Annotated in this window: 21 protein-coding genes; 12 read left to right on the top strand and 9 right to left on the bottom strand. The window is 59.9% G+C overall.

Features of this window, described 5'->3' with window-relative positions; translation table 11 throughout:
- The first annotated feature begins 111 nt into the window (after positions 1 to 111).
- Complete coding sequence (locus ACY8D3_RS11660) at positions 112 to 1,428, top strand: methyl-accepting chemotaxis protein (RefSeq protein WP_462378944.1); 1,317 nt, start codon at positions 112 to 114, stop codon at positions 1,426 to 1,428.
- A 2-nt stretch (positions 1,429 to 1,430) separates the two neighbouring features.
- Here the strand turns inward: ACY8D3_RS11660 and ACY8D3_RS11655 are convergent, their stop codons facing one another.
- A complete protein-coding gene (locus tag ACY8D3_RS11655) occupies positions 1,431 to 2,405 on the bottom strand; it encodes a DUF6279 family lipoprotein (RefSeq protein ID WP_462378943.1) in 975 nt (324 codons plus the stop codon).
- A gap of 103 nt (positions 2,406 to 2,508) precedes the next feature.
- Complete coding sequence (locus ACY8D3_RS11650) at positions 2,509 to 3,063, bottom strand: hypothetical protein (RefSeq protein ID WP_462378942.1); 555 nt, start codon at positions 3,061 to 3,063, stop codon at positions 2,509 to 2,511.
- A 254-nt stretch (positions 3,064 to 3,317) separates the two neighbouring features.
- On the opposite strand from ACY8D3_RS11650, the gene ACY8D3_RS11645 reads away from it, so the two are divergent.
- Both ACY8D3_RS11645 and ACY8D3_RS11640 read left to right on the top strand, forming a co-directional pair.
- Positions 3,318 to 4,370 carry a M4 family metallopeptidase gene (locus ACY8D3_RS11645; protein WP_462378941.1) on the top strand — a complete coding sequence of 351 codons (1,053 nt, stop codon included), beginning with the start codon at positions 3,318 to 3,320 and terminating at the stop codon, positions 4,368 to 4,370.
- Positions 4,367 to 4,699, top strand: a complete 333-nt coding sequence (locus ACY8D3_RS11640; protein WP_462378940.1) for a protealysin inhibitor emfourin — start codon at positions 4,367 to 4,369, stop codon at positions 4,697 to 4,699. Before ACY8D3_RS11645 ends, ACY8D3_RS11640 begins: the two co-directional genes overlap by 4 nt.
- Positions 4,700 to 4,762: 63 nt before the next feature.
- On the opposite strand, the gene ACY8D3_RS11635 is transcribed toward ACY8D3_RS11640, so the two are convergent.
- The 3 genes from ACY8D3_RS11635 to rapA form a co-directional block, all read right to left on the bottom strand.
- Positions 4,763 to 4,945: a hypothetical protein gene (locus ACY8D3_RS11635; RefSeq protein ID WP_462378939.1), complete on the bottom strand. Its 183-nt coding sequence runs from the start codon at positions 4,943 to 4,945 to the stop codon at positions 4,763 to 4,765.
- Between the two features lie 99 nt (positions 4,946 to 5,044).
- Complete coding sequence (locus ACY8D3_RS11630; RefSeq protein WP_462378938.1) at positions 5,045 to 7,231, bottom strand: putative bifunctional diguanylate cyclase/phosphodiesterase; 2,187 nt, start codon at positions 7,229 to 7,231, stop codon at positions 5,045 to 5,047.
- Positions 7,232 to 7,433: 202 nt separating this feature from the next.
- The gene (gene rapA / locus ACY8D3_RS11625; protein WP_462378937.1) at positions 7,434 to 10,280 is read right to left on the bottom strand and encodes an RNA polymerase-associated protein RapA; all 2,847 of its coding nucleotides are present in this window, start codon (positions 10,278 to 10,280) and stop codon (positions 7,434 to 7,436) included.
- Positions 10,281 to 10,478: 198 nt separating this feature from the next.
- On the opposite strand from rapA, the gene ACY8D3_RS11620 reads away from it, so the two are divergent.
- The 4 genes from ACY8D3_RS11620 (at position 10,479) to prmB (ending at position 12,531) form a co-directional block, all read left to right on the top strand.
- The gene (locus ACY8D3_RS11620) at positions 10,479 to 10,781 is read left to right on the top strand and encodes an aspartate-semialdehyde dehydrogenase (protein ID WP_462378936.1); all 303 of its coding nucleotides are present in this window, start codon (positions 10,479 to 10,481) and stop codon (positions 10,779 to 10,781) included.
- A gap of 2 nt (positions 10,782 to 10,783) precedes the next feature.
- Positions 10,784 to 11,380 carry an alpha-ketoglutarate-dependent dioxygenase AlkB family protein gene (locus ACY8D3_RS11615; protein ID WP_462378935.1) on the top strand — a complete coding sequence of 199 codons (597 nt, stop codon included), beginning with the start codon at positions 10,784 to 10,786 and terminating at the stop codon, positions 11,378 to 11,380.
- A gap of 2 nt (positions 11,381 to 11,382) precedes the next feature.
- On the top strand, positions 11,383 to 11,541 hold the full coding sequence (locus ACY8D3_RS11610; RefSeq protein ID WP_462378934.1) for a hypothetical protein: 159 nt from the start codon (positions 11,383 to 11,385) through the stop codon (positions 11,539 to 11,541).
- Between the two features lie 72 nt (positions 11,542 to 11,613).
- Complete coding sequence (prmB, locus tag ACY8D3_RS11605) at positions 11,614 to 12,531, top strand: 50S ribosomal protein L3 N(5)-glutamine methyltransferase (protein WP_462378933.1); 918 nt, start codon at positions 11,614 to 11,616, stop codon at positions 12,529 to 12,531.
- 117 nt (positions 12,532 to 12,648) lie between these two features.
- On the opposite strand, the gene ACY8D3_RS11600 is transcribed toward prmB, so the two are convergent.
- Both ACY8D3_RS11600 and ACY8D3_RS11595 read right to left on the bottom strand, forming a co-directional pair.
- The gene (locus ACY8D3_RS11600) at positions 12,649 to 13,428 is read right to left on the bottom strand and encodes a hypothetical protein (RefSeq protein WP_462378932.1); all 780 of its coding nucleotides are present in this window, start codon (positions 13,426 to 13,428) and stop codon (positions 12,649 to 12,651) included.
- A 66-nt stretch (positions 13,429 to 13,494) separates the two neighbouring features.
- A complete protein-coding gene (locus ACY8D3_RS11595; RefSeq protein ID WP_462378931.1) occupies positions 13,495 to 14,454 on the bottom strand; it encodes an alpha/beta hydrolase in 960 nt (319 codons plus the stop codon).
- A gap of 202 nt (positions 14,455 to 14,656) precedes the next feature.
- Between ACY8D3_RS11595 and aroC the strand changes: the two genes are divergently transcribed.
- From aroC to ACY8D3_RS11570, 5 genes are all read left to right on the top strand, one after another.
- Positions 14,657 to 15,748 (top strand): chorismate synthase, encoded by a 1,092-nt coding sequence (gene aroC, locus ACY8D3_RS11590; protein ID WP_462378930.1) that lies wholly within the window; start codon positions 14,657 to 14,659, stop codon positions 15,746 to 15,748.
- A gap of 76 nt (positions 15,749 to 15,824) precedes the next feature.
- Positions 15,825 to 16,979: an MFS transporter gene (locus ACY8D3_RS11585; RefSeq protein ID WP_462378929.1), complete on the top strand. Its 1,155-nt coding sequence runs from the start codon at positions 15,825 to 15,827 to the stop codon at positions 16,977 to 16,979.
- A gap of 99 nt (positions 16,980 to 17,078) precedes the next feature.
- A complete protein-coding gene (locus ACY8D3_RS11580; RefSeq protein ID WP_462378928.1) occupies positions 17,079 to 17,621 on the top strand; it encodes an acireductone dioxygenase in 543 nt (180 codons plus the stop codon).
- Between the two features lie 173 nt (positions 17,622 to 17,794).
- On the top strand, positions 17,795 to 18,568 hold the full coding sequence (locus tag ACY8D3_RS11575; protein ID WP_462378927.1) for an FKBP-type peptidyl-prolyl cis-trans isomerase: 774 nt from the start codon (positions 17,795 to 17,797) through the stop codon (positions 18,566 to 18,568).
- 463 nt (positions 18,569 to 19,031) lie between these two features.
- Positions 19,032 to 19,454: a YkvA family protein gene (locus ACY8D3_RS11570; protein ID WP_462378926.1), complete on the top strand. Its 423-nt coding sequence runs from the start codon at positions 19,032 to 19,034 to the stop codon at positions 19,452 to 19,454.
- A gap of 2 nt (positions 19,455 to 19,456) precedes the next feature.
- On the opposite strand, the gene ACY8D3_RS11565 is transcribed toward ACY8D3_RS11570, so the two are convergent.
- Together ACY8D3_RS11565 and ACY8D3_RS11560 are read right to left on the bottom strand one after the other, a co-directional pair.
- Positions 19,457 to 20,662: an EAL domain-containing protein gene (locus ACY8D3_RS11565; RefSeq protein ID WP_462378925.1), complete on the bottom strand. Its 1,206-nt coding sequence runs from the start codon at positions 20,660 to 20,662 to the stop codon at positions 19,457 to 19,459.
- Between the two features lie 120 nt (positions 20,663 to 20,782).
- Entirely contained in the window at positions 20,783 to 22,867 is a 2,085-nt protein-coding gene (locus ACY8D3_RS11560; protein ID WP_462378924.1) for a carboxy terminal-processing peptidase, read from the bottom strand.
- Positions 22,868 to 23,013: the final 146 nt, after the last annotated feature.

Genomic DNA, 23,013 nt, shown 5'->3' with positions numbered 1-23,013 from the left:
CCATCTTTTTTTTGACGCCAGGGATCAAACTCTCTACGCGTAGTGTCATAACGCCACCAAATCGCCCATGCATACTCACAATCACGCATCGGCCTCCTGTCAGGTGGACATATGATCTTTACACGTGCGCTGAAACAAACCATCGCCGCGCAAGCGAACGAGCTCGGCCAGTTGACCGGCATCCTCGCCGCCATTCACCGTTCAATGGCGGTGATCGAGTTTAGGCTCGATGGCACGGTGGTGGCTGCAAACGACAATTTTGTCGGCTTGATGGGGTATCGGCTCGACGACATCGTGGGGCGCCATCATCGGCAATTTTGCGAGCCTGCGTATGCCCGCAGCGCGGATTACGTGACGTTATGGCAAAAGTTGGCGCGTGGCGAGCCTGTAACGGGTCGCTTTCCTCGGCTAACGCGCGACGGACGCCGTGTGTGGCTTGAGGCTAGCTACACGCCGGTGTTTGATGAAGGCGTTCTGGTCAAGGTGATCAAGCTGGCTTCTGATGTAACCTCGGCTGTTCAAGCCGAGAACGAAGCAGCAAGCAGGCTCGATGCGATTGATCGCTCCATGGCACAGATCGAATTCACGCCCCAGGGCATTGTACTGACAGCCAACGCCAATTTCCTTCGTGTGATGGGTTACCGGTTGGAGCAGGTAGTGGGAAAGCATCATGCTGCCTTCTGCGAAGCGGACGCGTCCAACGGCGAGGAGTACCGTACGTTCTGGGAGCGCCTGAACCGGGGCGAGTTCATCAGTGGGCGGTTCAAGCGAATTGATAGCCGCGGTGCCGCGGTTTGGCTTGAGGCCAGCTATAACCCCGTCTTCGATGAGGCCGGCCGGGTCTACAAGGTCGTGAAATACGCGGCCGACATCACCGAGCGTCAGCGTCGGTACGAAGCGGAAACCGAAAACGCACGGCGCGCCTTCGAGCTATCGCAGAAAACGCTCAATGCGGCGGACGAAGGCAGCAGCGTGATCCGTCAGGCCACCGGCGCCATGCAGCGTATCGCCAATACGATCCAATCCAGCGCCGAGTCCATAGAGGCGCTTGGGGCACAATCACAGCGTATCTCCTCGATCGTGAAGACCATCCGTGAAATCGCGGATCAGACGAACCTGCTAGCGTTAAATGCCGCTATCGAAGCAGCGCGTGCCGGGGAGCAGGGTAGAGGTTTTGCGGTTGTTGCCGACGAAGTACGCCAACTGGCCGAGCGCACGGCGCGCTCGACCTCGGAGATTGGCGACATGATTCATTCTGTGCAGGAAAGTACAGATCGCGCGGTGGTGGCCATGGGCAGCAGTCGCAAGGAAACAGAGGCCGGCGTTGAACATACCCATCATGCGGGCCAGGTCATGGAGCGGATCAGTGAGCATTCACGGCACGTCGTGGATGCCGTGAGCACATTCGGAAACGGGCTGCAAGGGTAGGTTCAGGCGGAACAGACTACCGATTTCACCTGCTGCCGGGTTTGTACGATGCGTTTGGTCAGTCGTTCGCGCTGTGCCGGTGTTGCCAGCGCGTAGAGGTCCGCGATCATGGATGCCAAGTCCGAGCGCGCCGTCGGGTAGCGATCCTGGTAGGTGGATGACCAATAGTGCTCGCGCTCTTGAAAAAGATGCCCGATGCGATTGGTGAAACCCGCTTCGGCACGTTGCTGCAGCGCATCGATGAACGCAGCCTGCCACCGCTCTCGGCTATCGAGCCAGTGTGCGTTCTGTTCCCCCAGGCTTGCTGACCACGACTGAATGCGCGTGCGTTGCTCCATGTTCAACCGACCGAACCAGCCCTCAGCCCGCTCCGCCGCGCGCTCGGCACGCTCCTCGATCTGTGTATCCAGGGAAGGGTCGAGATACGTCTTACGGTCTTCCTTGCGCTGGTCGGCAAAGCGCTTTTCGATCTGCGCTATCTGCTTGTCGGTGAGGCTCGCCAGTAGGCCGGCTGACGGCAGTGTCGCCTCGACCGCGATGGCGTCAACGGCTTGGTCGAGCCGCGAAAGCACGCGGTCAACGCTGGCAGCATCGAAAGCGTCGCTTCTGACCTGCTGTTCCAGTTCGCCCAGCCAATCCACATACATGGGCATCTGCGTGCTGCAGTGCCACCCGAGCAGCCGATCAACATCCCCGTCCAGTGCGGCGCGTTGCGTTTTGTCGAGGTCGACATAGCGCCCCACTTGCCATGGGATCAGGGTGTCGAGATGGCGATATGCAAGATCGAATCGTGAGCATGCGGAACTGAACAGGCATGCGGCGAGCAGCAGGGCGACACCTGCTCGACGAGCGTGGCTTGGCATGGTGGGCTCCGAACCGCGTGGCAACATCGGATTGGAGCCCCAACCGTGTGCCGGGGTTCGCTCCGGCACGTTGCGGTGTTCCGGCCAGGCCGCGGCGAGGCTGCTGACGGTCATTGTCGCCATCGGCGCAGGCGAAACGGACGACCCTATTTCGCCTCAGTGATGGGTTGCTTGACAGATCCTGCGAAACGAACGCATGACATCGGCCTTGCGATCCTTATTGGACCGTGGGCGCGGCTTCGTCGGGTGTGCCTGCTGGTGCCCCAGCCATAGTAGGCGGGGTTGCAACGAGGGCCGATACCAAGTCCAGAGCTTTCTGGAAAGAGGGGTAGCCACTCTTCGCGACATTCAATCCGCCGTAGGCCGTGCGGTATTGGGCGGCTTTCTCTGGATCGGCGTTGTCGACAAGGTATGGATCGTTATAGACCTTGAAGAGCAGCGCGATGGCATGGGGATGCTCCCTTTTTGCGGCGCGCTCGAGGTGACGAACGATGTCATTGGGCTGCGCGTCCTGACGGATCATCAGCACCGCTCGATAGAATTCGGTTTCGCCTGTCTTGTCCCTGGGGCCCGCACGCGTGAGCAGGGCGTCCGCCAGTTCGTATCCATCGGGATCCGCAGCTGCCACGAGCATCTTGGCCTGGATCAGGTCGTTTTCCTGCAGCAGGCGAGCCTCTCGGCGGCCGTCTTCGGACCATGGAGTGCCATGGGGCCCGGTCGCACAGCCGGCCAGGGTGACGGCGAGGCCGAGCCCCAGAAAACAACGCATCATCTGTGTTCCCTCATCTTGGTACGAGCGCGCTCATCGCACGGTCGGTCGACTATAGCGATTTTCGTGATGCGGTTCATGATGAAGTGTACGCCAGGCACGTTTCAGGAGGCGTTCCCGTCGATTTTCAGCGTTATGCCTCCGGCAGCGGTTACCAGAAGGCGAGAGAATTCAGCCCCGCTTGTCGCCACTGCGAATCTATTGGCGTCGCGTAGGTCTGACGCCTTGCTCCACTGCGAAGAATAGGTGTCTTGATTATGCACGCTCGTTCCTGCCTGGCTTGTGTTCTGCCGCCTTACCTGCTCGACCATCTTGCAAAGCACGGCCATGCGCGCCTGCGCTCCGCTGCCCAGGATTCGCTCACGCTCGACCATCAGTTGCGTGTTCGTCGGGCTGCCATCGGGCGTGCTTCGACGACGCTGGCGACCGCGATAAACGTGCCACCGGGCCAACTTCGCCGGCACGTCCACAGCGCTGATAACAGCTCCCAGCTTCCCGGTCGCCTGGTGCGGAGCGAGGGGCAGCCGTCCAGCGGCGATGCAGCCGCGGACGAAGCGTATGACTATCTGGGTGCGACCTACGCGCTGTTCTGGGAGGTATTCAAACGACACTCCATCGATGGCGCGGGGCTTCCCCTCGTTGGGACCGTTCACTACGGTCAAAACTACGAGAATGCCTTCTGGAACGGCGAACAAATGGTGTTCGGCGATGGAGATGGCGAGATATTCAATCGCTTCACCTCGTCGATTGATATTGTCGGCCATGAGCTGGCGCATGGGGTGATCGAACACGAGACGAGCCTGCCTTATCACGGGCAGTCCGGCGCACTGAACGAATCACTGGCCGACGTGTTCGGTACGCTGGTCAAGCAGTACTACGCACGTCAATCCGTCGACCAGGCTGACTGGTTGATTGGCTCCGAATTGTTCACCGATGCGGTCAATGCAACCGCTTTACGTTCCATGAGGGCGCCGGGTTCGGCCTATGACGACCCTGCACTTGGCAAGGATCCGCAGCCCGCTCACATGCGGGACTTTGTCAAGACGCAGGAGGACAATGGCGGCGTCCATATCAATTCGGGCATACCCAACCGAGCGTTCTACTTGGCAGCGACAACGATTGGCGGCTATGCCTGGGAAAACAGTGGGCGTATCTGGTACGAGGCGATGTGTGACGAGCAGGTTTGGGACCAAGCCGACTTTGAGCAATTCGCCCGGCTTTGCGTGGAAGTGGCGGGCAGGCTGTATGGTCCAGGCCGCGAACAGCAAGCGGTAAGGGATGCCTGGATCGAGGTAGGAGTGCTTCAATGACAGCGTCGCTGCCGCTGGAAGGCGTCTCCTGCATCCAGCTGTCGCTGGAAGGCGGAGTCGCTTTCCTGCCGGGGCGGCGTAACAGTTGCGCGATCGAACTGGATCAATGTCCCCCAACGGAACGTGAGCGTTTGCAGCATGCGCTGCAAACCGCGCTTCAAAGGCAGCAAGCCGAAGAGGACGCCGGGCGGGGAGATCAGCGGTATTTCGTGGTTCTGGTCTCTTTTCGGCAAGAGACACAAGCGGGTGAGATGCGTTTCAAGGTACCCGAGCAGCAGGTGCCGGATGCGTTGATCGCAGAATGGCGCCGCGCAACGGGGCGGAGATAGGCAGGTCGGGCGGGATGAAGCTGTGCCCACCATAGCAGTGGGCAGCGGCTGCGAACGGAAGGCTTAACGCTTGCCGATCGTGATGTGGCGGGATGGCTGAGTCTGTCCACTCACACCCTTGGCGATCTGCTGAATCTTGCCGCCGGAGTTGAGGAAAGCGGCTACCTGAGCTTCGATCGATTCACTGGTCTCGACGGCGGGCGCGGGCTTTGCAGCAGCGGCTGTGGAAGGTTTGCGTGTGCGCATGTCGGACTCCTGGCGGGGAAAAACGCCAAATTCTACATGAATTGGCGGCCTTCTTCCGCTTCTATTGCCTGCCACTGGACAAGTGGCTTGCCGACCCAATTATACGCAGGATCGCTTTGCCTCGATCATGCAGGCTGGTTGCCATTGAGCCAGATACTCGAGCAGGGCAGGCATGGCCATCGGAGCCGCGAAGAGGTGGCCTTGAACGAGATCGCAGCCCAGCTCACCCAGAAGCTCTAACTGATCCTCCTGCTCGACACCTTCAGCAACTACGCGCAACTGCATCGCGTGCGCCATGGCAATGATCGCATGGACGATCTCGCGGCTCTCGTTCGCAATCGTCAGCTCCTGGGTGAAAGCTCTATCGATCTTCACCATATCCAACGGCAAACGTTTCAGATAAGGCAGCGAGGAATATCCGGTTCCGAAATTGTCGATGGAGATCGAGACGCCCAGACGGTAGATCTTCCTGAGCAGGCGAACGGCACGTTGAATATTGGCCGCCAGCGCATCTTCGGTGATTTCCACGTTGAGGCGGAACGGGTTGATACCGGAGCGGCGCAGGGCAACTTCAAGCGTGCGCGGCATTTCCTCATCGGCAAAGTTGTGGGCCGAGCAATTGATGGCAACAGGGATACGGTTATGGCCGTTTGCGGTCAGCTCGGCAATGTCTTGGCATGCTCGGTTCATGGCCCAGCGGTCAAGGTCGCCAATGAAGCCATTGGCTTCTGCGATACCGATGAATCTATCGGCGGGAATGAGGCCGTAGCGCGGGTGGCGCCAACGAAGCAACGCTTCCAGTTGGACTGGCGCTCCGCCGTCGAGGGGTAGCACGGGCATGTAATGTAGATCCAGGCCTACACCTGTTTCCAAAGCACGGCGTAGCTCGGCGTCCAGCCGCGTCTCATGCTGGGCTCGCAATCGCAAGGCATCGTCGAAAAGGTGGATATTGTCCCGCCCAATACCCTTCGAATGGTAAAGAGCCATATCGGCATGCTTGAGAAGCGCCGATAGGCTGTCGCCATGCTCGGGAAACAGGCTGATCCCGATACTTGTCGTCATGACCAGGTTGCGGCCCGACAGTGAGATCGGCGCCTTCATCTTTTCCATGACCCGCTGAGCCAGCGCGTTCGCCTCATCGGTATGATCGACCGGCACCAGAACGCAAAACTCGTCGCCACCGAAGCGAGCGACAATGTCGCCGTCACGCAGCTCGCCTCGGATGCGTTGCGATATGACCTTGAGCAATTCGTCGCCGGCGTCATGGCCCATGCTGTCGTTGATGCGTTTGAAGTGGTCGATGTCCAGGAACATCACCGCGAACGAGCGTCGGGTAAGCTGATGTTCCGCCAGTCGTTCGCTGAATGCGTCCTCGAAGCCGCGCCGGTTGAGTAGCCCTGTCAGGGGGTCCTGATGAGCAGCCTGACGCAGGGTGTCGTCGGTATCGTCCATGCGCGCCAGCTGGCGGCGAATACGGCGAAGGTCCGATTCACGCTGCTGCAAGGTTCTGTCGACGCGCTCGGCGAGGATCATGGTGGCGGTAAGCAGCATGCAAACCATGCTCACAGCGAGACAAAACTGGATACGGTTGCTGGGCTGGTCCCAAATAATCTCCGCGCCGTTGGGTAGGCTTACCGCCAGACCCAGGGTCGTACAATAGTGCACGGCCATTATGGCGACGCCCAGTAGTACGGCGCCCGCCGTTCTTTTATAAGGGCTGAGAGCCTGGCCACGCTTGGCCGGAACCGCTAGCAGGAAAGCTGCATAGGCTGCCGCAGCGGCTACTGGCAGGCCAATTGTCATCCAGGCGGCATCCAGCAGCACTCGTTCCGTGGATCGGATCGCTGTAACCCCGCCGAGCATGGTTGCCAGCGCACCAATAGCGAAAAGCAGTGCCGCAGGCAGATGTCGCCCGCGCTTCAGGTGTCTTTGGTCGTTGAGAAGCCAGATCACCAGGCCCGCGGAAACGAGGGCGGGCAAGGCCGACAGATTGGTTGCGACGAGGTCGTAGCTGACAGGGAAGGGTGTATGCAGGGTGAACAACACGATGAAGTGCATTGCCCATACGCTGCTTGCAAGGCCCAAAAGGCCGAGCGTATTCCACACCCAGCTCGCGCGGGTGCTCCCCGCATGCCGCGCTCGGTCGAGCACTCCGAAGACACTATACGTAGCAGCGGCAGTAACGATAAATGCCAGGACGGGAAGCGCAGGTGTATGACGGAACCCGTACAGTACGTGGCCATCCATGGGCGGTGCCAGCAGCGCACCTATTCCGAGCCATTCCATTGGTAACACCAGACGACGATGACCTGGCTTCGACCGGGCTTCCTGTGATTTGTTTCAACTATTTGACGTCAATAAACGCCGTTCATCGGCATTTACGGAGCACCAAATGGATTATCGTTTTGAAGGCAAAAAAATAGCCCGATTTCTACGTTTGAGCGTCTAAATCAGGCCATTTGTTCAGCATTTGATCAGTGGGTTGGATCTAGCCGGCTACTAGAACGCGAATCGCCTCCAAGCGGAGCGACGCTTTATCCAGCAGGGCAAGGCCCATTTCGCGGTTATTGCGAAGCGTCTCGATTTCGCTGTCCCGCACTGTGGGATTGACCGCCTTCAGCGCTGTCAGGCGCGACAATTCCTCGTCGAGTTCGGCGGCGAGTTGTTGACGCGCCTCGTCCACCCGCGCTTTGTGACGCGGCAGGACCTTGCTTTCCGCTGCGTTGATTTGAGCGGCAAGGCTATCGCGCTGGGCCTGGATGAATTTGTTAGCGCTGGCCCTTGGAACACTTTCCAGCTGATCATTCAGTGTTTCGAAGGCAACCTTGGACGCCAGGTCGTTCCCATTCTGATCCAGCAGACAGCGCAAGGCTGCAGGCGGCAGGTACCGTCCGAGTTGCAGGGCGCGCGGCGCGACGACATCACTGACATAGAGCAGCTCGAGCAGGACAGTGCCAGGCTTGAGAGCCTTGTTCTTGATAAGCGCAACTGCGGTGTTGCCCATTGAGCCGGAGAGCACAAGGTCCATGCCACCTTGGGCCATCGGGTGTTCCCATGTAAGGAACTGCATGTCCTCACGGGCGAGCGCCTGTGCGCGGTCGTAAGTGATGGTGACGGCCTCGTCATCGCCAAGCGGGAAGCTAGCATCGAGCATTTTCTCGCTAGGGCGGAGAATCAGCGCGTTGTCGGAGTGGTCCTCGCTGTCGATACCGAACGCGTCGAAGAGGCGTTCCATATAGATGGGCAGGGCATATTCGTCGTCGAGCTCCAGGATCTGTTCGACCAGGCGCTGGCCTTCGCCTTCACCACTTGAGTTCAATTCGAGCAAGCGGTCGCGTCCGGTTTGCAGCTCGCTCTCGAGGCGCTCACGCTCCGCGCGTGCTTCGGTGACCAGCGCATCCCAGGCATCATCGTCGCCGCCTTCGAGAAGCGGCAGCAGTCGGCTACCGAACGTATGCTGGAGCGCGTTGCCGGTGGGGCAGGTGGCCAGAAACGCATTGAGGCCACGGTTGTACCAGTCGAACAGGCGCGCCTGCGCCGTGTTCTCGAGGTAGGGTACGTGCAGCTGGATGATGTGCTTCTGGCCGATACGATCCAGGCGGCCAATACGTTGCTCGAGCAGGTCCGGATGGGCAGGCAGATCAAAGAGTACGAGGTGGTGCGCGAACTGGAAATTACGGCCCTCGCTTCCGATCTCAGAACAAATGAGCACCTGTGCGCCATATTCCTCGTCTGCGAAGTACGCAGCGGCACGATCACGCTCAAGAATCGACATGCCCTCATGGAAGACCGTCGCTGGAATGCCGGAGCGAACGCGCAACGCGTCGCCGAGATCCAGCGCGGTTTCGGCATGCGCACAGATCACCAGCACTTTGAATTTCTTTAGGAGCTTGAGCTGGTCAACGAGCCACTCGACCCGGGGGTCGAGGCGCCACCAGCGCTCTTCCTCTGGGTCATCCTGTTGCGTCTGATAACTCAGCTCGGGATAGAGGTCGGCGTGTTCGCCAATTGGCAGCTCAAGGTATTCGTCTGGGCTCGGCAAGGGGTAAGCGTGCAACTGACGCTCCGGGAAGCCCTGAACGGCCTGGCGGGTATTACGGAACAGCACGCGGCCTGTGCCGTGGCGATCCAGCAGTTCACGAACCAGGCGGGCATTGGCCTCTTCGTCCCCGGCGTTGACGGCCTCGACCAGGGTTTCACCTTCGCGGCCCAGGAAACGCGCAATGGTCGCTGTCGCCTCTTCGCTCAGTCGACCCTTGTCCAGCAACTCGCGAACGGCTTCGGCAACAGGGCGGTAGTTGGCGCTTTCGGCACGGAAGGCTTCCAGATCATGGAAGCGGCTTGGGTCAAGCAGGCGCAGACGAGCGAAGTGGCTGTCCTGGCCGAGCTGTTCCGGCGTTGCGGTCAGGAGAAGCACACCGGGAATGACTTCGGCGAGCTGCTCGACCAGGGAGTACTCAGCGCTGCTCTTTTCCGGATGCCATACGAGGTGGTGCGCCTCGTCGACGACCATCAAATCCCATCCGGCAGCGAACAGCGCATCCTGTGCACGATCGTCTTCCTTCAACCATTCCAGGGCGACCAAGGCGAGCTGGGCATCCTCGAACGGGTTGCTGGCGTCACTTTCACGGAACCGCTCGCCGTCGAACAAGGACACCTGGAGATTGAAGCGACGACGCATCTCGACGAGCCACTGGTGCTGCAGGTTCTCGGGCACCAGGATCAGCACGCGGTTCGCGCGGCCGGACAGTAGCTGGCGGTGGATGACGAGGCCGGCTTCAATGGTTTTGCCGAGGCCCACCTCATCCGCCAGGAGCACCCGCGGTGCGACCCGGTCTGCGACTTCCCGCGCGATATGAAGCTGGTGGGGAATGGGTTGGGCGCGTACGCCACCAAGGCCCCAAAGCGAGGACTGCAATAGGCGGCTGCGGTGCTCCAGTGTGTGATAACGAAGCGAGAACCAATTGAGCGGGTCGATCTGGCCAGCAAAGAGTCGATCGCTTGCCAGGCGGAACTGGATGAAGTTCGACAGCTCGGTTTCCGGCAGCGTGCGCGGTTGATGCTGCTCGTCCAGGCCGTGGTAGGTCAGCAGCCCGTCACTGTCTTCGACTTCGCGGACCGTGAGCTTCCAGCCTTCGAAGTGCGTGACTTCATCACCCGGCACGAAGCGAACGCGGGTCAGCGGCGCGTTGCGTAGCGCGTACTGGCGTGTATCCCCCGTGGCGGGGTAGAGCACTGTCAGCAGCCGGCCATCCTGGGCGAGAATAGTGCCGATGCCGAGCTCCGCTTCGCTGTCGCTGATCCAGCGCTGCCCCGGTTGATACTGTTGCGCCATGCCTGGATTCTCCCCCGTGCGAAAAAGCCGGTAATGGTAGCTCAAATCGACTGCGCTGAGCGACGGGGGCGGACAGTCTGCAGGCAGCGGACATCCGCTCGGTCGCGTCTCGTGGCCGGTGATCTACGGATATACTCCGTGTTCAGGCCATAGGCGTACAGTAGCGACTCGAGGACCTGTACGCTGTCAGGTGAAACCATGATCCCGCCGATTCCCAATGCTGCGCTACCCGTCGTGACGCATCCTGAGGCCGTCAAGGCCCGTACGGAGGTGGCGCCCGTCGCGCCTGCGGTAGACACCCCGAATGACTCCGGCGTGGGTCTTGCCCACCGGGATCCTGCGGAAACCCTTGAGCGCCTGAGAGAAGAAGAGCGACGTCGGCGCAAGAAAAAGGGCATGCAGGCAGCGAGACCGCCATCTTCCGGAGCGACGATAATAACGGCAGATGATGTCATCGAGGATTTGCCGCGCCAGGGCGTCTGGATCGACGTCGAAGTCTGACCATGGCACTGCTTGATCACTGCACGTTGCAATTGCCCGATGCGGATCTGACCTACATACCCGCGTGGGTCGCACGACTGACAGCGCGAGAATGGTTCGACGCCATCGTGGGCGAAACTGTGTGGGAGCAGCCTTCAATCAAGCTCTACGGGCGAGAACACCCGGTGCCGCGCCTGACCGCCTGGTACGGAGATCCAGACGCTGCCTACCGCTATTCAGGCATCGAGCATGTGCCGCTGCCTTGGACGCCCTTATTGGCTGACATTCGTCGTCGCATCGAGGAGGCCGTCGGGCAGCGCCTGAACGGCGTTCTGTTGAATCTCTATCGCACTGGGCAGGACTCGATGGGGTGGCACAGCGACAACGAAGCTATCCTTGGACGCAATCCCCTCATTGCGTCGTTGAGTCTCGGCGGAGAACGCCGGTTTGACCTTCGTCGACGAGACCGCCAGGGCGAGACGCATTCTCTTCCGCTTACCGACGGTTCCCTACTGGTCATGCGCGGTGCAACGCAGCATTATTGGCAACATCAGGTGGCCAAGACGCGCAAGGCATGTGCGCCACGATTGAATCTTACTTTCCGGCTGTTGCATGGGTAAGCATGAGCAACGATGACAAGTTGGTCGATTTCGCCTCCGAACGCGAGAAGCGAATCCACGACATCAAGGACAAACGTCTCGACGACATGCGGCAGGCGTTCGAGCAGATCCTCCCGATGAAGGGTAAGAAAAAGCCCAAGGGCAAGCCGAAGAAACGCTGACATGGCAGTGGCTCGCTTCGCCGTCGCCTGCTTTGACGTTACACTTCGCTCCTTTTCGAAGGAGCCCCTGCCGTGACGACCCCTACCTCCCGCCTTCGAACCCTGCGTGACCATATCCGCTGGGCCGTCAGTCGTTTTCATGCAGAAGGCTTATTCTTCGGGCACGGCACCGATAATGCCTGGGATGAAGCGCGGCAGTTGGTGTTGGGTGCGCTGCATCTGCCCTATGAGATCGCGGACGCCTATCTGGACTGCCGTCTGGAAGACGATGAACGCTATCACCTGCAGACGCTGCTTTGGCGTCGTATCGAAGAGCGCGTGCCCACTGCATATCTGCTGGGCGAAGCCTGGTTTTGCGGCCTTCCATTCAAGGTCGATGAGCGCGTGCTCGTCCCTCGCTCGCCCATTGCGGAGCTGATCGGCGCTCGGTTCGACCCTTGGTTGCCACGCGAGCCCGAGCGGATCCTTGACCTGTGCACCGGTTCCGGCTGCATCGGCATCGCCACCGCATATGCCTTCCCCGAAGCCGAGGTAATCCTGGGCGACCTGTCCTTCGATGCGCTCGAGGTCGCCAATATGAACATCGAACAGCACGGCCTTGAATCGCGGGTATTCACGGTACAGGGCGATGGATTCGACGGTTTGCCCGGCCAGCGTTTCGACCTGATCGTATCCAATCCGCCCTACGTGGACGCAGAGGATTTTGCGGATATGCCGCCCGAGTACCATCACGAACCGGAGATGGGCCTGGCATGCGGAGAGGATGGGCTGGACCTCGTTCGACGGATGCTGGCTGAAGCGGCAGACCATCTCACCGAGCAGGGCCTGCTTATCGTTGAGGTCGGCAATAGCCAGGTGCACGTGGAGGCGCTCTATCCCGAAGTCGATTTCACCTGGCTCGAATTCGAGCAGGGAGGGCATGGTGTGTTCCTGCTCGCAGCCGCTCAGTGTCGCGAACACCAGGACCTGTTCCGTTCGAAGCTTTCCTGACCTCCGGGCTTCTGAAGTCGGTCCCTTCGACCCGTGCGGGCCGGGGGAAGGGTAAAGGGCCGATGCAATTCGTCTGCGGGGAGTGCCTGCCGGTGAGCCGGGGCGCACCACCACGTTTCAGTGTGTGACGATCCAGATCAGCAGGCCGGACTGAAACAGCGCGAACGTCACCAGGCAGGCGATGGTGAAGCGCAAGCTGCCATCGTCACGACGAAGGCGCGCCAGCTTTTCATCCAGATCCCGAATCCTCACCTCTTGCTGCTGGAGCTGCGTATCGGCGTTCTGCAACATCGCCGCGCTCTCGAGCGGCGATAGAATTTGCAGCTTTTCCTGGGGCCAGTCAGCAAGCAGGCTGCCGAGCGATTCCGCGTGACAGTGTGCTTTCAGGCGCTGTTCGTCCTGGTAACTCACCGTGAAGCCGAGGCCAAGAAGAAAGCGGTCCCGGTTGAGACGAGCGTCTTCGTTGAGGGCCGTCACCAATGGGAACGGCTCCACCGTATAGCTTCCCCAGCGACGCTTCGCCCAACTGATCGTTTGAGCCGCTAGGAAGCGCCCCAGGCCTCGATTGGCAGGCTCCGTCTGCAGCCCACTTTCAGGGCCGAATCGGATTTGCCGTGCGCCGTGGTCCGCCCACACTTCGAGCAGGTTACGTTCCTTGCGGATCTTCTGGCCGGGTACGGCGATGGTGAGTCGCAAAAGGCTGTGCTCACGGTTGTGCCGTTCAAGCGTACCCAGTTGCACGAAGCGTAGCGGACGTGTACCGGTGTATCGGTCCGTTGGCAACGGGTTGAGCCGAACCAGCTGAAAGGATTCCGGCCCTAGCTCCGCCCAGGGCGTTGCTGGCGCAGGTGTTGGTGCTTCCGGGGCGGAGGCACCTTGGGTTTCGGTGTCACTCATCAGTCCTGTCCATAAGAGGCCGACGTGGTTGGTCGGCTGATAGCGCCCTTATCGGCAGGCTGGCAGTCAACTGGAGGGTGACTTTGCGCTCGTTTGTGTGATGAAGGTCGAAATCGCCGTCACCAATTCTCGGGCAACTGGCAGGTTAGGATCGTTGTAGGACGCACGTTGCGCTTCGAATGCCTTGGGCGTGATACGCAGTACATGGTTCATCCCGCCGATGATCTGCAGCGTTGCCTGTGGGTTCGCATTTGCCAGCGCCTCGGCATCGGCAACGCCGACCTGGGCATCGTGGTCACCCTGAATGACGAGCGCAGGCACGCGGACGTGGGCGAAGGCGCCCGCGGGGTCCTGGCGCAGCCAGGAGATGAGAAACGGCTGAACGCTCGGCCGAAAGAGCACCTCCAGCTTCGGGTCTACAAGAGGGTAAAGTCGCCCGGCCTTGAGTGAATTCAGAATTGTACGGCTCTCGTCCTGTAATTCAGCGGGAAGCCGCGTCGACAATTGCTCTTCTATGACTTGGTCCAGCGGACGACCCGTGCCGGCGATGGTGACCAGCCCGGCGACCTCCGCCTGATTTGCCGCGAGCGTGGCCACGAGTGCGCCCTCGCTATGGCCGATAAGGTAGACGCTCGAAAACCGGCGATCTTGGGCGAGCTTGCGACTCCACTCGGCCGCATCCTGCGCATATTGCTCGATGGACAGCGTCGCTTCGTCCGGTGCGGCTGGCTGGCTGGCGGCGATGCCTCGTTTGTCATACCTGACTGTTGCCACGCCCTGTTGGGCAAGCGATTGCGCCAGTAGCCGAAGGCTGTCGTTCCGGCCGGCCGGATTATTGCCGTTGCGGTCCGTTGGGCCGGAGCCCGCAATAAGCAGGGCCACAGGTCCAGGTGAATTGCCCTGAGGCAGCACCAGGCTCCCATGCAGCACACCGGAGTCCGTCTCGAGGTCAATAGGGCTGCGAGAAATGGCCTGGGCGTGGATCATGGAGGAAAAGGCACACAGAAAAAGGAAAAAAAAGCGCATGGGCAAGATATCCAGCAGGCCGGCCACACTACGAGATAGCGCTTTGAGCGCCCGGGCTGGCCAGTTGTGAAGGTTTGATCGCGCCATTCGGGCAAAGTTTTCCAACAGACGGGGCGCAGCGGAACACTGATGCAAACGGCTCATGCCGCGCATGGCTCGGGTATACTCGCGGCTTTCTTTCACAGGGTCCGCGGAGCGCTGCATGTCCGGCAATACCTTTGGCAAGTTGTTCACCGTCACCACGGCAGGCGAGAGCCATGGCCCGGCTCTGGTCGCTATCGTGGATGGTTGCCCGCCGGGCCTCGAGCTCTCGATTCATGATCTGCAGCGGGACCTCGACCGGCGCAAGCCTGGTACGAGCCGGCACACCACCCAGCGTCAAGAGCCCGACGAGGTCGAGATTCTCTCTGGCGTCTTCGAGGGGCGGACGACGGGCTGCGCCATAGGCTTGCTGATTCGTAATACGGATCAGAAATCGAAGGACTATTCTGCGATCAAGGATGTGTTCCGCCCGGCGCATGCGGACTACACCTATCACCACAAATACGGGCTCCGGGATTACCGGGGCGGCGGCCGCAGCTCGGCGCGTGAGACGGCAATGCGGGTGGCTGCCGGCGCGATTGCCAAGAAATACCTGGCCAGCCAGGGCATTCAGGTGCGTGGATACATGAGCCAGTTAGGGCCCATTGAAATCCCGTTCCGCACCTGGGATAGCGTGGAACAGAACGCATTCTTCTGCGCAGACCCGGACAAGGTCACGGAGCTGGAGGCATACATGGATCAGTTGCGCCGGGACCAGGATTCCGTAGGTGCGAAGATTACGGTTGTTGCTGAAGGGGTTATGCCGGGGCTGGGCGAGCCCATTTTCGATCGACTGGATGCCGATCTTGCCCACGCGCTGATGAGCATAAACGCGGTGAAGGGAATCGAAATCGGCACCGGGTTCGCATCGGTTTCGCAGCGCGGGACGGAGCATCGCGACGAACTCACGCCGGAAGGCTTCCTTTCCAACAACGCAGGCGGCGTCCTGGGCGGGATTTCCTCCGGTCAACCTATCGTCGCGCATGTGGCGCTCAAGCCGACATCGAGCATTACGACGCCCGGGCGCTCGATCGATATCTACGGCCAGCCGGTCGATGTCATCACCAAGGGCCGTCACGATCCTTGCGTGGGCATCCGTGCTACGCCTATTGCCGAGGCGATGATGGCAATCGTCTTGATGGACCATCTCCTCAGGCACCGCGGCCAGAACGCTGACGTGCGAGTAACGACGCCCGTGCTCGGACAGTTGTGACGGCGGGGTTCGACACGCCGGTCCCAGCCGGCTTTCGTTGGAGATATGCAGCTGGCATGTTGAGGCAGCAACAGCCATGACGGCCGCGCTCTACTGGCGGTTGTCCGGCTTCTACCTGTTCTATTTTGCACTGCTCGGCGCCACAGCGCCGTTCCTGGCACTCTATTTCGATTATCTCGGTTTCGCGCCGGCACGCATCGGCGAGCTGGTCGCCATTCCGATGCTCATGCGCTGTATTGCGCCGAACCTGTGGGGTTGGCTGGGTGATCGCACGGGTCAACGGCTGCGCATCGTACGCTTCGGCGCCGTCTGTACTTTCCTCAGCCTGGCCTTGATCTTCGTCGACCGCAGCTATGCCTGGCTTGCGCTGGTGATGGCAATGCATGCCTTTTTCTGGCACGCCGTATTGCCGCAATTCGAAGTCATTACGCTCGCTCATCTGGGGGACAAGGCTGCGCGCTACAGCCAGGTACGCGTGTGGGGCTCAGTGGGGTTCGTCCTGGCGGTAGTAGGCCTTGGTCAGCTCTTCCAGTCTGCCGGTATGGGCCTTTACCCGACCGTATTGATGATCATCATTGGGGGCATCGTCCTGACGAGTTTCCAGGTGTCCGAACCGGCCGCGGCACCGCGCGGACGCGCCACCGACGCGGATGGTTTCGTTACCCAATTGCTCAAGCCTCCTGTCCTGGCCTTCTACGCCAGCGTTGCCTTGATGCAGCTGTCCCACGGTCCGTATTACACGTTTCTGAGTATCCACCTCGAAAACCTTGGCTATGCGCGGGGCGCTATCGGCATGCTTTGGGCGCTGGGCGTCCTTGCAGAAATCGTCGTGTTCATGATCATGGCACGGATTTTCACGCGCTTTACCGTCCGGCAGGTGCTCATCGCGAGCTTCATCCTGGCGGCGGTACGCTGGCTGCTGCTAGGGAGCCTTGCAGATCACTTGGCTATTTTGCTCCTCGCCCAGCTCATGCATGCGGCCACATTCGGCAGCTTCCACGCCGCAGCAATTCATTTCGTACAAGGGCATTTTGGTGCGCGACAGCAGGGTCAGGGGCAGGCGCTATATGCGGCCCTTGCCGGCCTGGGTGGTGCGCTTGGAGCTGTCTACTCAGGCCATACCTGGACGGCGCTGGGCCCGGGGTGGACATTCGCGCTTGCCAGTCTCGCTGCATTACTGGCGGCGGGCGTCCTGGCGAGCGTTCGCAGCCGAGAAGCACTGCCGGCGTAGCGCTGTGCGAAGGTTCGCCGAGCACCGTGGGTAGATCCAGTTCGGGCGGTGCCAGCCCTTGCGCGCCGCTAAGACCGTATTCATTTTGAAGGAGGCACGATGGCCATCTTGACCGTTTACCATGAGGCACAGCCCGAATGTCCTTACAAGATCCTGACGTATGCGGAAGACATTACGGCGACCCTGGCCGAAGCCGGCATCGAGTTCGGTCAGCTCGCGTCTTCTCCGCGTCTTGAGAAGGGCGCGGATGCCGTTGAAGTCCTCACTGCATTCGCCAATGAGATCGAGCGCTGCAAGGCGCTGCGGCCGGACCTGGGTGAGGTTCTTGTCGAGGGCGTAGATGAGGACCCGGCGGACATTAATATCCGTCGCCGCGAGCATGTTCAGAAGGTCGATGAGGTCCGGTTCTTCGTCGCCGGCGTCGGTATGATTGCGCTGCATATTGGCGAGCTCGTCTACGCATTGCGCTGCGAGCGGGGCGATCTGCTGACGCTGCCAGCCGGAACGCGGCGCTGGTACGACAAGGGCGAGCGGCCCAGTAGCATTGCCGTCATCCTCTGCGCTGCGCGCGATCAAGTACTCGTAGATACGGGCGACGCGATCGCCAGCCGTTTTCCCGGCTTTGACGACTTCGGCGGTTGACGCGGCGTGCGAGGCGCGCGACCGGTAACGGTTTTGAAGGCAGGTAGCTCGCAAGCCCGGCGCTGAACTTATCGCCACGTCGGCTTTCGTATGGCCCGTGGCTCTCACCGGGGCGGCCTGATAAGCTCGCCGCTTCATCCACCCGCTAAAGAGCGTAAGGAACAGGAATCAGCATGAGACAACATCGGTTGGCAGCAGCCGTCGCCCTCGTGGGCTTGGTTTTGAGCGGCTGTGATTCGCAAACCAACGGCAAAACAGACGTCGAGCTCAACACCCCAGCTCAGAAAGCGTCCTATGGCATCGGCCTTAACATGGGCAAGAGCCTGTCGCAGGAAGGTATGGATGATCTGGATTCCAATGCTGTGGCATTGGGAATCGAGGATGCCATTGGCAAAAAAGAGCAGAAGGTCAGCGATGACGATCTGATCGAAGCGTTCGGCACGCTGCAAAAGCGGGCGGAAGAGCGCATGGCCAAGCTGGCAGACGACACTGCAGAAGCTGGCAAGAAATTTCTCGCAGAGAACGGCAAGCGCGATGGCGTCGTGACCACAAAATCGGGCCTGCAGTACGAGGTCATTGAAAAGGCGGACGGTCCGCAGCCCAAAGCCAATGATGTCGTCACTGTCCACTACGAAGGCAAGCTTATCGATGGCAGTGTATTCGACAGCTCTGTCCAGCGTGGCTCCCCGATTGATCTTCCCGTCAATGGTGTGATCCCAGGTTGGGTCGAGGCGCTGCAACTGATGCACGTCGGCGAGAAGTACAAGCTGTACATCCCGAGCGAGCTGGCCTACGGTGCTCAGAGCCCGAGCCCGATGATTCCCGCGAACTCAGTACTGGTGTTTGATCTGGAGCTGATTGGCATCAAGGATCCAAAAGCGCAGGGCAACAGCATGCCTGACGTTGAGTCGGATGCCCCGACTGACGGTGAGGAATCCGCTCAATAAAGATGCGGGCTTTTCGGCCTGATCATCTGGATGAGTTGCGTTTAGCTGCGTAACGCGTCTTCCACAAAAAGCCCGACATCGCCTACGGTGAGTCGGGCTTTTTGTTGATTTCAAATCATGCCTTCGATGGCCCGACAAGATTGAACACGGGCTCGCACGCCGCTTTCTACTGTGTGTCAAAACAACCAGTTTCCAGCGTTACGTAGGGCCACACGCTACGGTTATGCACATTGGCGGTAACTGGCGCAAGGCCATAAGAGTAGATATTTCGCTTGCAATCTGGAAACGTTAAGTTGCTGATAAACATCGCGTTTTATTGATGTGCAAAAAATGCCCGATCTGTTTGTAAGCCCCGTAAACCGGGGGCTTGCCCACCCCATCCAATGATTGTGAACAGCTTTATCCACAGCTTCTGTGGGTAAAGCGTCACAAGCCGCGTGGCACGGCGCCCGAGGAGAAATGTATGAAAATGCCTTGGAATCTGGTTCGTTTTTTGCCGATTGCACGGCGGATACTCGCCCGTGGGCGGCTACCAATGCTACTTGCAAGCGTGGTCAAAAAAGGCCAATCGAGAGGTATGGCTGGTCTGCGAGATGACCTTGGTGTTCTGGTAGCGCTTTGCCGGGCCTACTGGAAAGGCGAGTACCGGGCGGTCGATCCGAAAGCGCTGCTTGCTATCGTTGCGGCATTGGCCTACTTCGTTTCGCCGCTGGACCTCATACCGGACTGGATCCCGGTAATCGGTTTGCTCGACGATATTGCCGTACTGGGCTGGCTTACCAAGCGTTGGTCTGAGGAACTCGACGCATTTCGACGTTGGCGCGACGTGCAGCCCGTCAATACGCAGAATGCGCTGGTAAGCCCGTTGGAATCGAAGGTGGATTGAGGTCAGGCAGTTGGCATCGCCGAGAAGCTGCGCTCAGCCAGTACGCCTAGCAAGTCAACCAATCGGCCCATGCCGAGGTAGCGACGGCCTTCCACCAACACGAATTCGCCTTCCTGCGCTGCGTCACAAAGGCGTCGCGTCAGAAGAAGGCTCGCACTGATGGCCGACTCGGTCACGTCTACCAAGGCCGGTTCCGGGTCCATGATGTGTGTAACGGGAATAGGGTTGTCGGTAAGCGAGTGGAACGTCTCGAAAAAGGGTTGTCTACGAATGATGCCGATCGGGCTGCCTTGGCCATCTGCCACGACTTGCGCACTCCAGCGAGGATTACGCCTGAAGCGTTGAAAAACGTCAGCCACCGTGGCGGACGCCGCAATCGCAGGCCGCTCGATCATTAGGCCACTGAGGTCCGTTTCGCTGTGCGTGCTCGGTACGCCCATTGGGAGCGTCGGCGGCACCGAGGCATCGATGACAATGACTGGCGTGTGGGCCGGGCGGCCTAGTAGATAGCCCTGCACGAGTTCTACGCCAAGCTTCCGCAGGGTTTCCAGCTCCTCATGTTGTTCGATGCCTTCGGCAATCACTCGGGCGCGCGACGCCTTTGCCATTTGAAGAATGGACTCGACGAATTGACGTTTGACGCGGTCGTGGTGAATCCCGTCGATGAAATGGCGGTCGATCTTCACGTAGTCGGGCCGCAGCTCCGACCAAAGTTTAAGGCTCGAATAGCCCGCGCCCAGGTCGTCAAGGGCCACCGAGAAGCCCATGGCACGATAATATTCCAACGCATTCCTCAGGACGCTGAGGTCATCGGCAGGGGCGTGCTCAGTCAGTTCGATCACGACTCGCTCTGCCGGGATGCCCAGCGTCCTGAGAAGGGATAGCGTACGGCCGGAGCGGTGCCCCGGGTCCTGCAGCGCTTCGGGCGACACGTTGAGGAAGAGCTTTCCGTCCAGCCCCAGACGCTGGAATCGTTCACAAGCGGTTGTACGGCAGGCGCGTTCCAATTCGCTAAGGCGGCCGGCTTCCCGTGCCGCACCGAACAGGGCCAACGGCGTATGCAGCATGCTGTCCGTCGGGCCTCGGCTGAGCGCTTCGTAACCGTAAAGCGTATGGTCGGATAGGCTGAAGATCGGTTGGAACAGGCTGGACAGTGCTCGCGCAGAGAGAATGTCCTCGAGCGCGGAACGCTGCTCGTCGTTGGTCATCATGGTCGTCCAGAATTCGTCGACCCCGGGGTAGGGCGGCTCATTTCACGACAGTCAGATTTCACTTTGATGACAGCTGAAACGAAAAAGCGCCCCAGGTAGGGCGCTTGTGTCATTCGATCACTGCTTGGCGACGCGGGCCTGCAACCCCAGATAATCGAGGAGGACCTGTCCGGTCTCGGTGAGGTACGCATCGTCTTCGGGTTTGACGTGCTCCTCATTACCTGTGGTCAGCGCATCGTTTTCATCTTCAGCCGCCAACTTTTTCAGCGGCTCTTCGCCCTTCGCCTTACGGCGATGGTTCTCGATTGCCAGCTGCTTGGCTTCGACGCTTTCATGGTAGGCGCGGCGTTTCGCCTCATTCAACGTGACGGTCTTGTCTTTCATCAGCTCGCGGTTGAGTTGGAGTCGTTCGCGGCTGAAGACAAAGTCAGGGTTGTTGGCGGTTCGTTCCTCATGCAGACGCTTGAGATCAGCAATGTATGGCCCGAATGGGTCTGTAGAGGGGCGCACCACGGCGTTGATGCTGTCCCATGGCATGGCTTCGGGCAGAGCGCTTTCGCCAATTTCCTTGGTATCGACGATAGGTGGGTATTCGATATCCGGAACTACCCCCTGATGCTGCGTGCTCTGGCCGGAAACCCGATAGAACTTTGCCAGCGTAAGCTTCAGCTCTCCGTGGTTGAGCGGCTGGATCGTTTGCACTGTGCCCTTGCCAAACGTCTGGCCACCAATGATCAGCGCCCGGTGATAGTCCTGCATGGCTCCTGCGAAGATCTCCGAGGCAGATGCAGACAGCCGGTTGACCAGTACGGCCAGCGGGCCCGTATAGAACGCATTGGTTTCCTCACCCGCCAGCACGTCCACACGACCGTCACTGTTGCGCACTAGCACAGTCGGGCCCTGATCGATGAATAGACCGGTCAACTCGGTCGCTTCCTGCAGGGACCCGCCTCCGTTGTTGCGCAGGTCGATGACGATACCATCGACTTTCTCCTTCTGGAGTTCGCTGATGAGACGCTTCACATCACGGGTGGTGCTCTTGTAATTCGGATCGCCCGCCCGGAAGGCTTTGAAGTCCAGGTAGAACGCTGGAACCTCGACAACACCGAGCTTGAATGACTTGCCGTCATGCTTGAGATCAAGTACTGACTTCTTCGCAGCCTGCTCTTCGAGCTTCACCGCCTCACGTGTGATTGCTACGACGCGCGTCGATTCGTCATTCGGCGCATTGCTGGCCGGAATGACTTCAAGTCGCACTTTCGAACCTTGCGGACCGCGAATCAGCTTCACAACCTCGTCAAGGCGCATGCCCAGGACGTCAACCATCTCACCATCGCCCTGGGCGACGCCGACAATCTTGTCGGCCGGTGCGAGTTGCTTGCTCTTTTCGGCAGGGCCCGCAGGAACCAGGCGGACGACCTTGACGTGGTCGTTATCGCTCTGCAGGACCGCGCCGATGCCTTCGAGCGAGAGGCTCATGTTGATATCGAAGTTTTCAGCGTTGTCCGGCGAAAGGTAGTTGGTATGTGGGTCGTACGTCTGCGCGAATGCGTTGATGTAGGCCTGGAAGATGTCTTCGCTGCGTGTCTGGCCCAGGCGAGCAAGCTGGCTCTTATAGCGGCGCACCAGAAGGTCCTGGATTGCCTTGTCATCCTTGCCGGTAAGGCGCTGGCGCAGGATCTCGTCCTTTACGCGCTTGCGCCACAGGTCGTCCAGCTCGGCACGATCCTTGGCCCAAGGGGCCTTCTCACGGTCAACCTGGAAATCCTCGTCGACAGTAAAGTCGATCTTGTCCACGCCCTTGTTAAGCATGGCCAAGGCATAGTCCAGGCGCTCCTTCTGGCGGGTCAGGTAGCGCTTGTAAATGGTGAAGCCGGGGTCCAACTTGCCTTCGCGCAGGAAGTCATCGAACTGCCTGCGCCAGGGATCGAATTCGGCGATGTCGGTCGCGGTGAAAAAGCTACGCGAGGGGTCGAGCATCTTGATGTAGCTGTCGAAGATCTTCTCTGACCGCGCGTCGTCCAGCGGAGGCTTGTTGTAGTGGTGACGCTTGAGCAGTTCGACCACGTTAAGACTGGCAATCACCTGGTCCCGGTCTGGCTGAAGCGCGTCCCACTCGTTGGCGGACGTCTTGGCGTGGGCCGTGACGGCACCCAATGCCAGGACAAGGGCAAGTGTTGTACTACCGAGGATTCGCTTCATGGGCATTCGACGCGCAGACAAGTGATAAAGCATATTAGGCCGTCTAACAGGGGCGCGGTTCCTTTGCGGGTTCTGCGCCATACGCAAAAAGCCAGACAGCCGGCGTGAGCGGGGAACGATGGCCGCGCCTTGTGAGTCAAGCCTGA

The organism is Pseudomonas sp. Marseille-QA0892 (assembly GCF_054950135.1).
Note: the sequence above shows the minus strand (reverse complement) of the source record. Positions and strands in the feature narration are given on the sequence as shown.

What these genes read in the sequence shown, in the direction of transcription:
- ACY8D3_RS11635 (WP_462378939.1), bottom strand. Translation starts at nt 4,945, where the DNA reads ATGCGCACACGCAAACCTTCCACAGCCGCTGCTGCAAAGCCCGCGCCC.
- ACY8D3_RS11570 (WP_462378926.1), top strand. Translation starts at nt 19,032, where the DNA reads ATGAAAATGCCTTGGAATCTGGTTCGTTTTTTGCCGATTGCACGGCGG.
- ACY8D3_RS11580 (WP_462378928.1), top strand. Translation starts at nt 17,079, where the DNA reads ATGGCCATCTTGACCGTTTACCATGAGGCACAGCCCGAATGTCCTTAC.
- ACY8D3_RS11560 (WP_462378924.1), bottom strand. Translation starts at nt 22,867, where the DNA reads ATGAAGCGAATCCTCGGTAGTACAACACTTGCCCTTGTCCTGGCATTG.
- rapA (WP_462378937.1), bottom strand. Translation starts at nt 10,280, where the DNA reads ATGGCGCAACAGTATCAACCGGGGCAGCGCTGGATCAGCGACAGCGAA.
- ACY8D3_RS11615 (WP_462378935.1), top strand. Translation starts at nt 10,784, where the DNA reads ATGGCACTGCTTGATCACTGCACGTTGCAATTGCCCGATGCGGATCTG.
- ACY8D3_RS11595 (WP_462378931.1), bottom strand. Translation starts at nt 14,454, where the DNA reads ATGCGCTTTTTTTTCCTTTTTCTGTGTGCCTTTTCCTCCATGATCCAC.
- ACY8D3_RS11600 (WP_462378932.1), bottom strand. Translation starts at nt 13,428, where the DNA reads ATGAGTGACACCGAAACCCAAGGTGCCTCCGCCCCGGAAGCACCAACA.
- ACY8D3_RS11660 (WP_462378944.1), top strand. Translation starts at nt 112, where the DNA reads ATGATCTTTACACGTGCGCTGAAACAAACCATCGCCGCGCAAGCGAAC.
- ACY8D3_RS11620 (WP_462378936.1), top strand. Translation starts at nt 10,479, where the DNA reads ATGATCCCGCCGATTCCCAATGCTGCGCTACCCGTCGTGACGCATCCT.
- ACY8D3_RS11585 (WP_462378929.1), top strand. Translation starts at nt 15,825, where the DNA reads ATGACGGCCGCGCTCTACTGGCGGTTGTCCGGCTTCTACCTGTTCTAT.
- ACY8D3_RS11610 (WP_462378934.1), top strand. Translation starts at nt 11,383, where the DNA reads ATGAGCAACGATGACAAGTTGGTCGATTTCGCCTCCGAACGCGAGAAG.
- ACY8D3_RS11640 (WP_462378940.1), top strand. Translation starts at nt 4,367, where the DNA reads ATGACAGCGTCGCTGCCGCTGGAAGGCGTCTCCTGCATCCAGCTGTCG.
- ACY8D3_RS11630 (WP_462378938.1), bottom strand. Translation starts at nt 7,231, where the DNA reads ATGGAATGGCTCGGAATAGGTGCGCTGCTGGCACCGCCCATGGATGGC.
- ACY8D3_RS11650 (WP_462378942.1), bottom strand. Translation starts at nt 3,063, where the DNA reads ATGATGCGTTGTTTTCTGGGGCTCGGCCTCGCCGTCACCCTGGCCGGC.
- ACY8D3_RS11565 (WP_462378925.1), bottom strand. Translation starts at nt 20,662, where the DNA reads ATGACCAACGACGAGCAGCGTTCCGCGCTCGAGGACATTCTCTCTGCG.
- ACY8D3_RS11575 (WP_462378927.1), top strand. Translation starts at nt 17,795, where the DNA reads ATGAGACAACATCGGTTGGCAGCAGCCGTCGCCCTCGTGGGCTTGGTT.
- ACY8D3_RS11645 (WP_462378941.1), top strand. Translation starts at nt 3,318, where the DNA reads ATGCACGCTCGTTCCTGCCTGGCTTGTGTTCTGCCGCCTTACCTGCTC.
- ACY8D3_RS11655 (WP_462378943.1), bottom strand. Translation starts at nt 2,405, where the DNA reads ATGACCGTCAGCAGCCTCGCCGCGGCCTGGCCGGAACACCGCAACGTG.
- aroC (WP_462378930.1), top strand. Translation starts at nt 14,657, where the DNA reads ATGTCCGGCAATACCTTTGGCAAGTTGTTCACCGTCACCACGGCAGGC.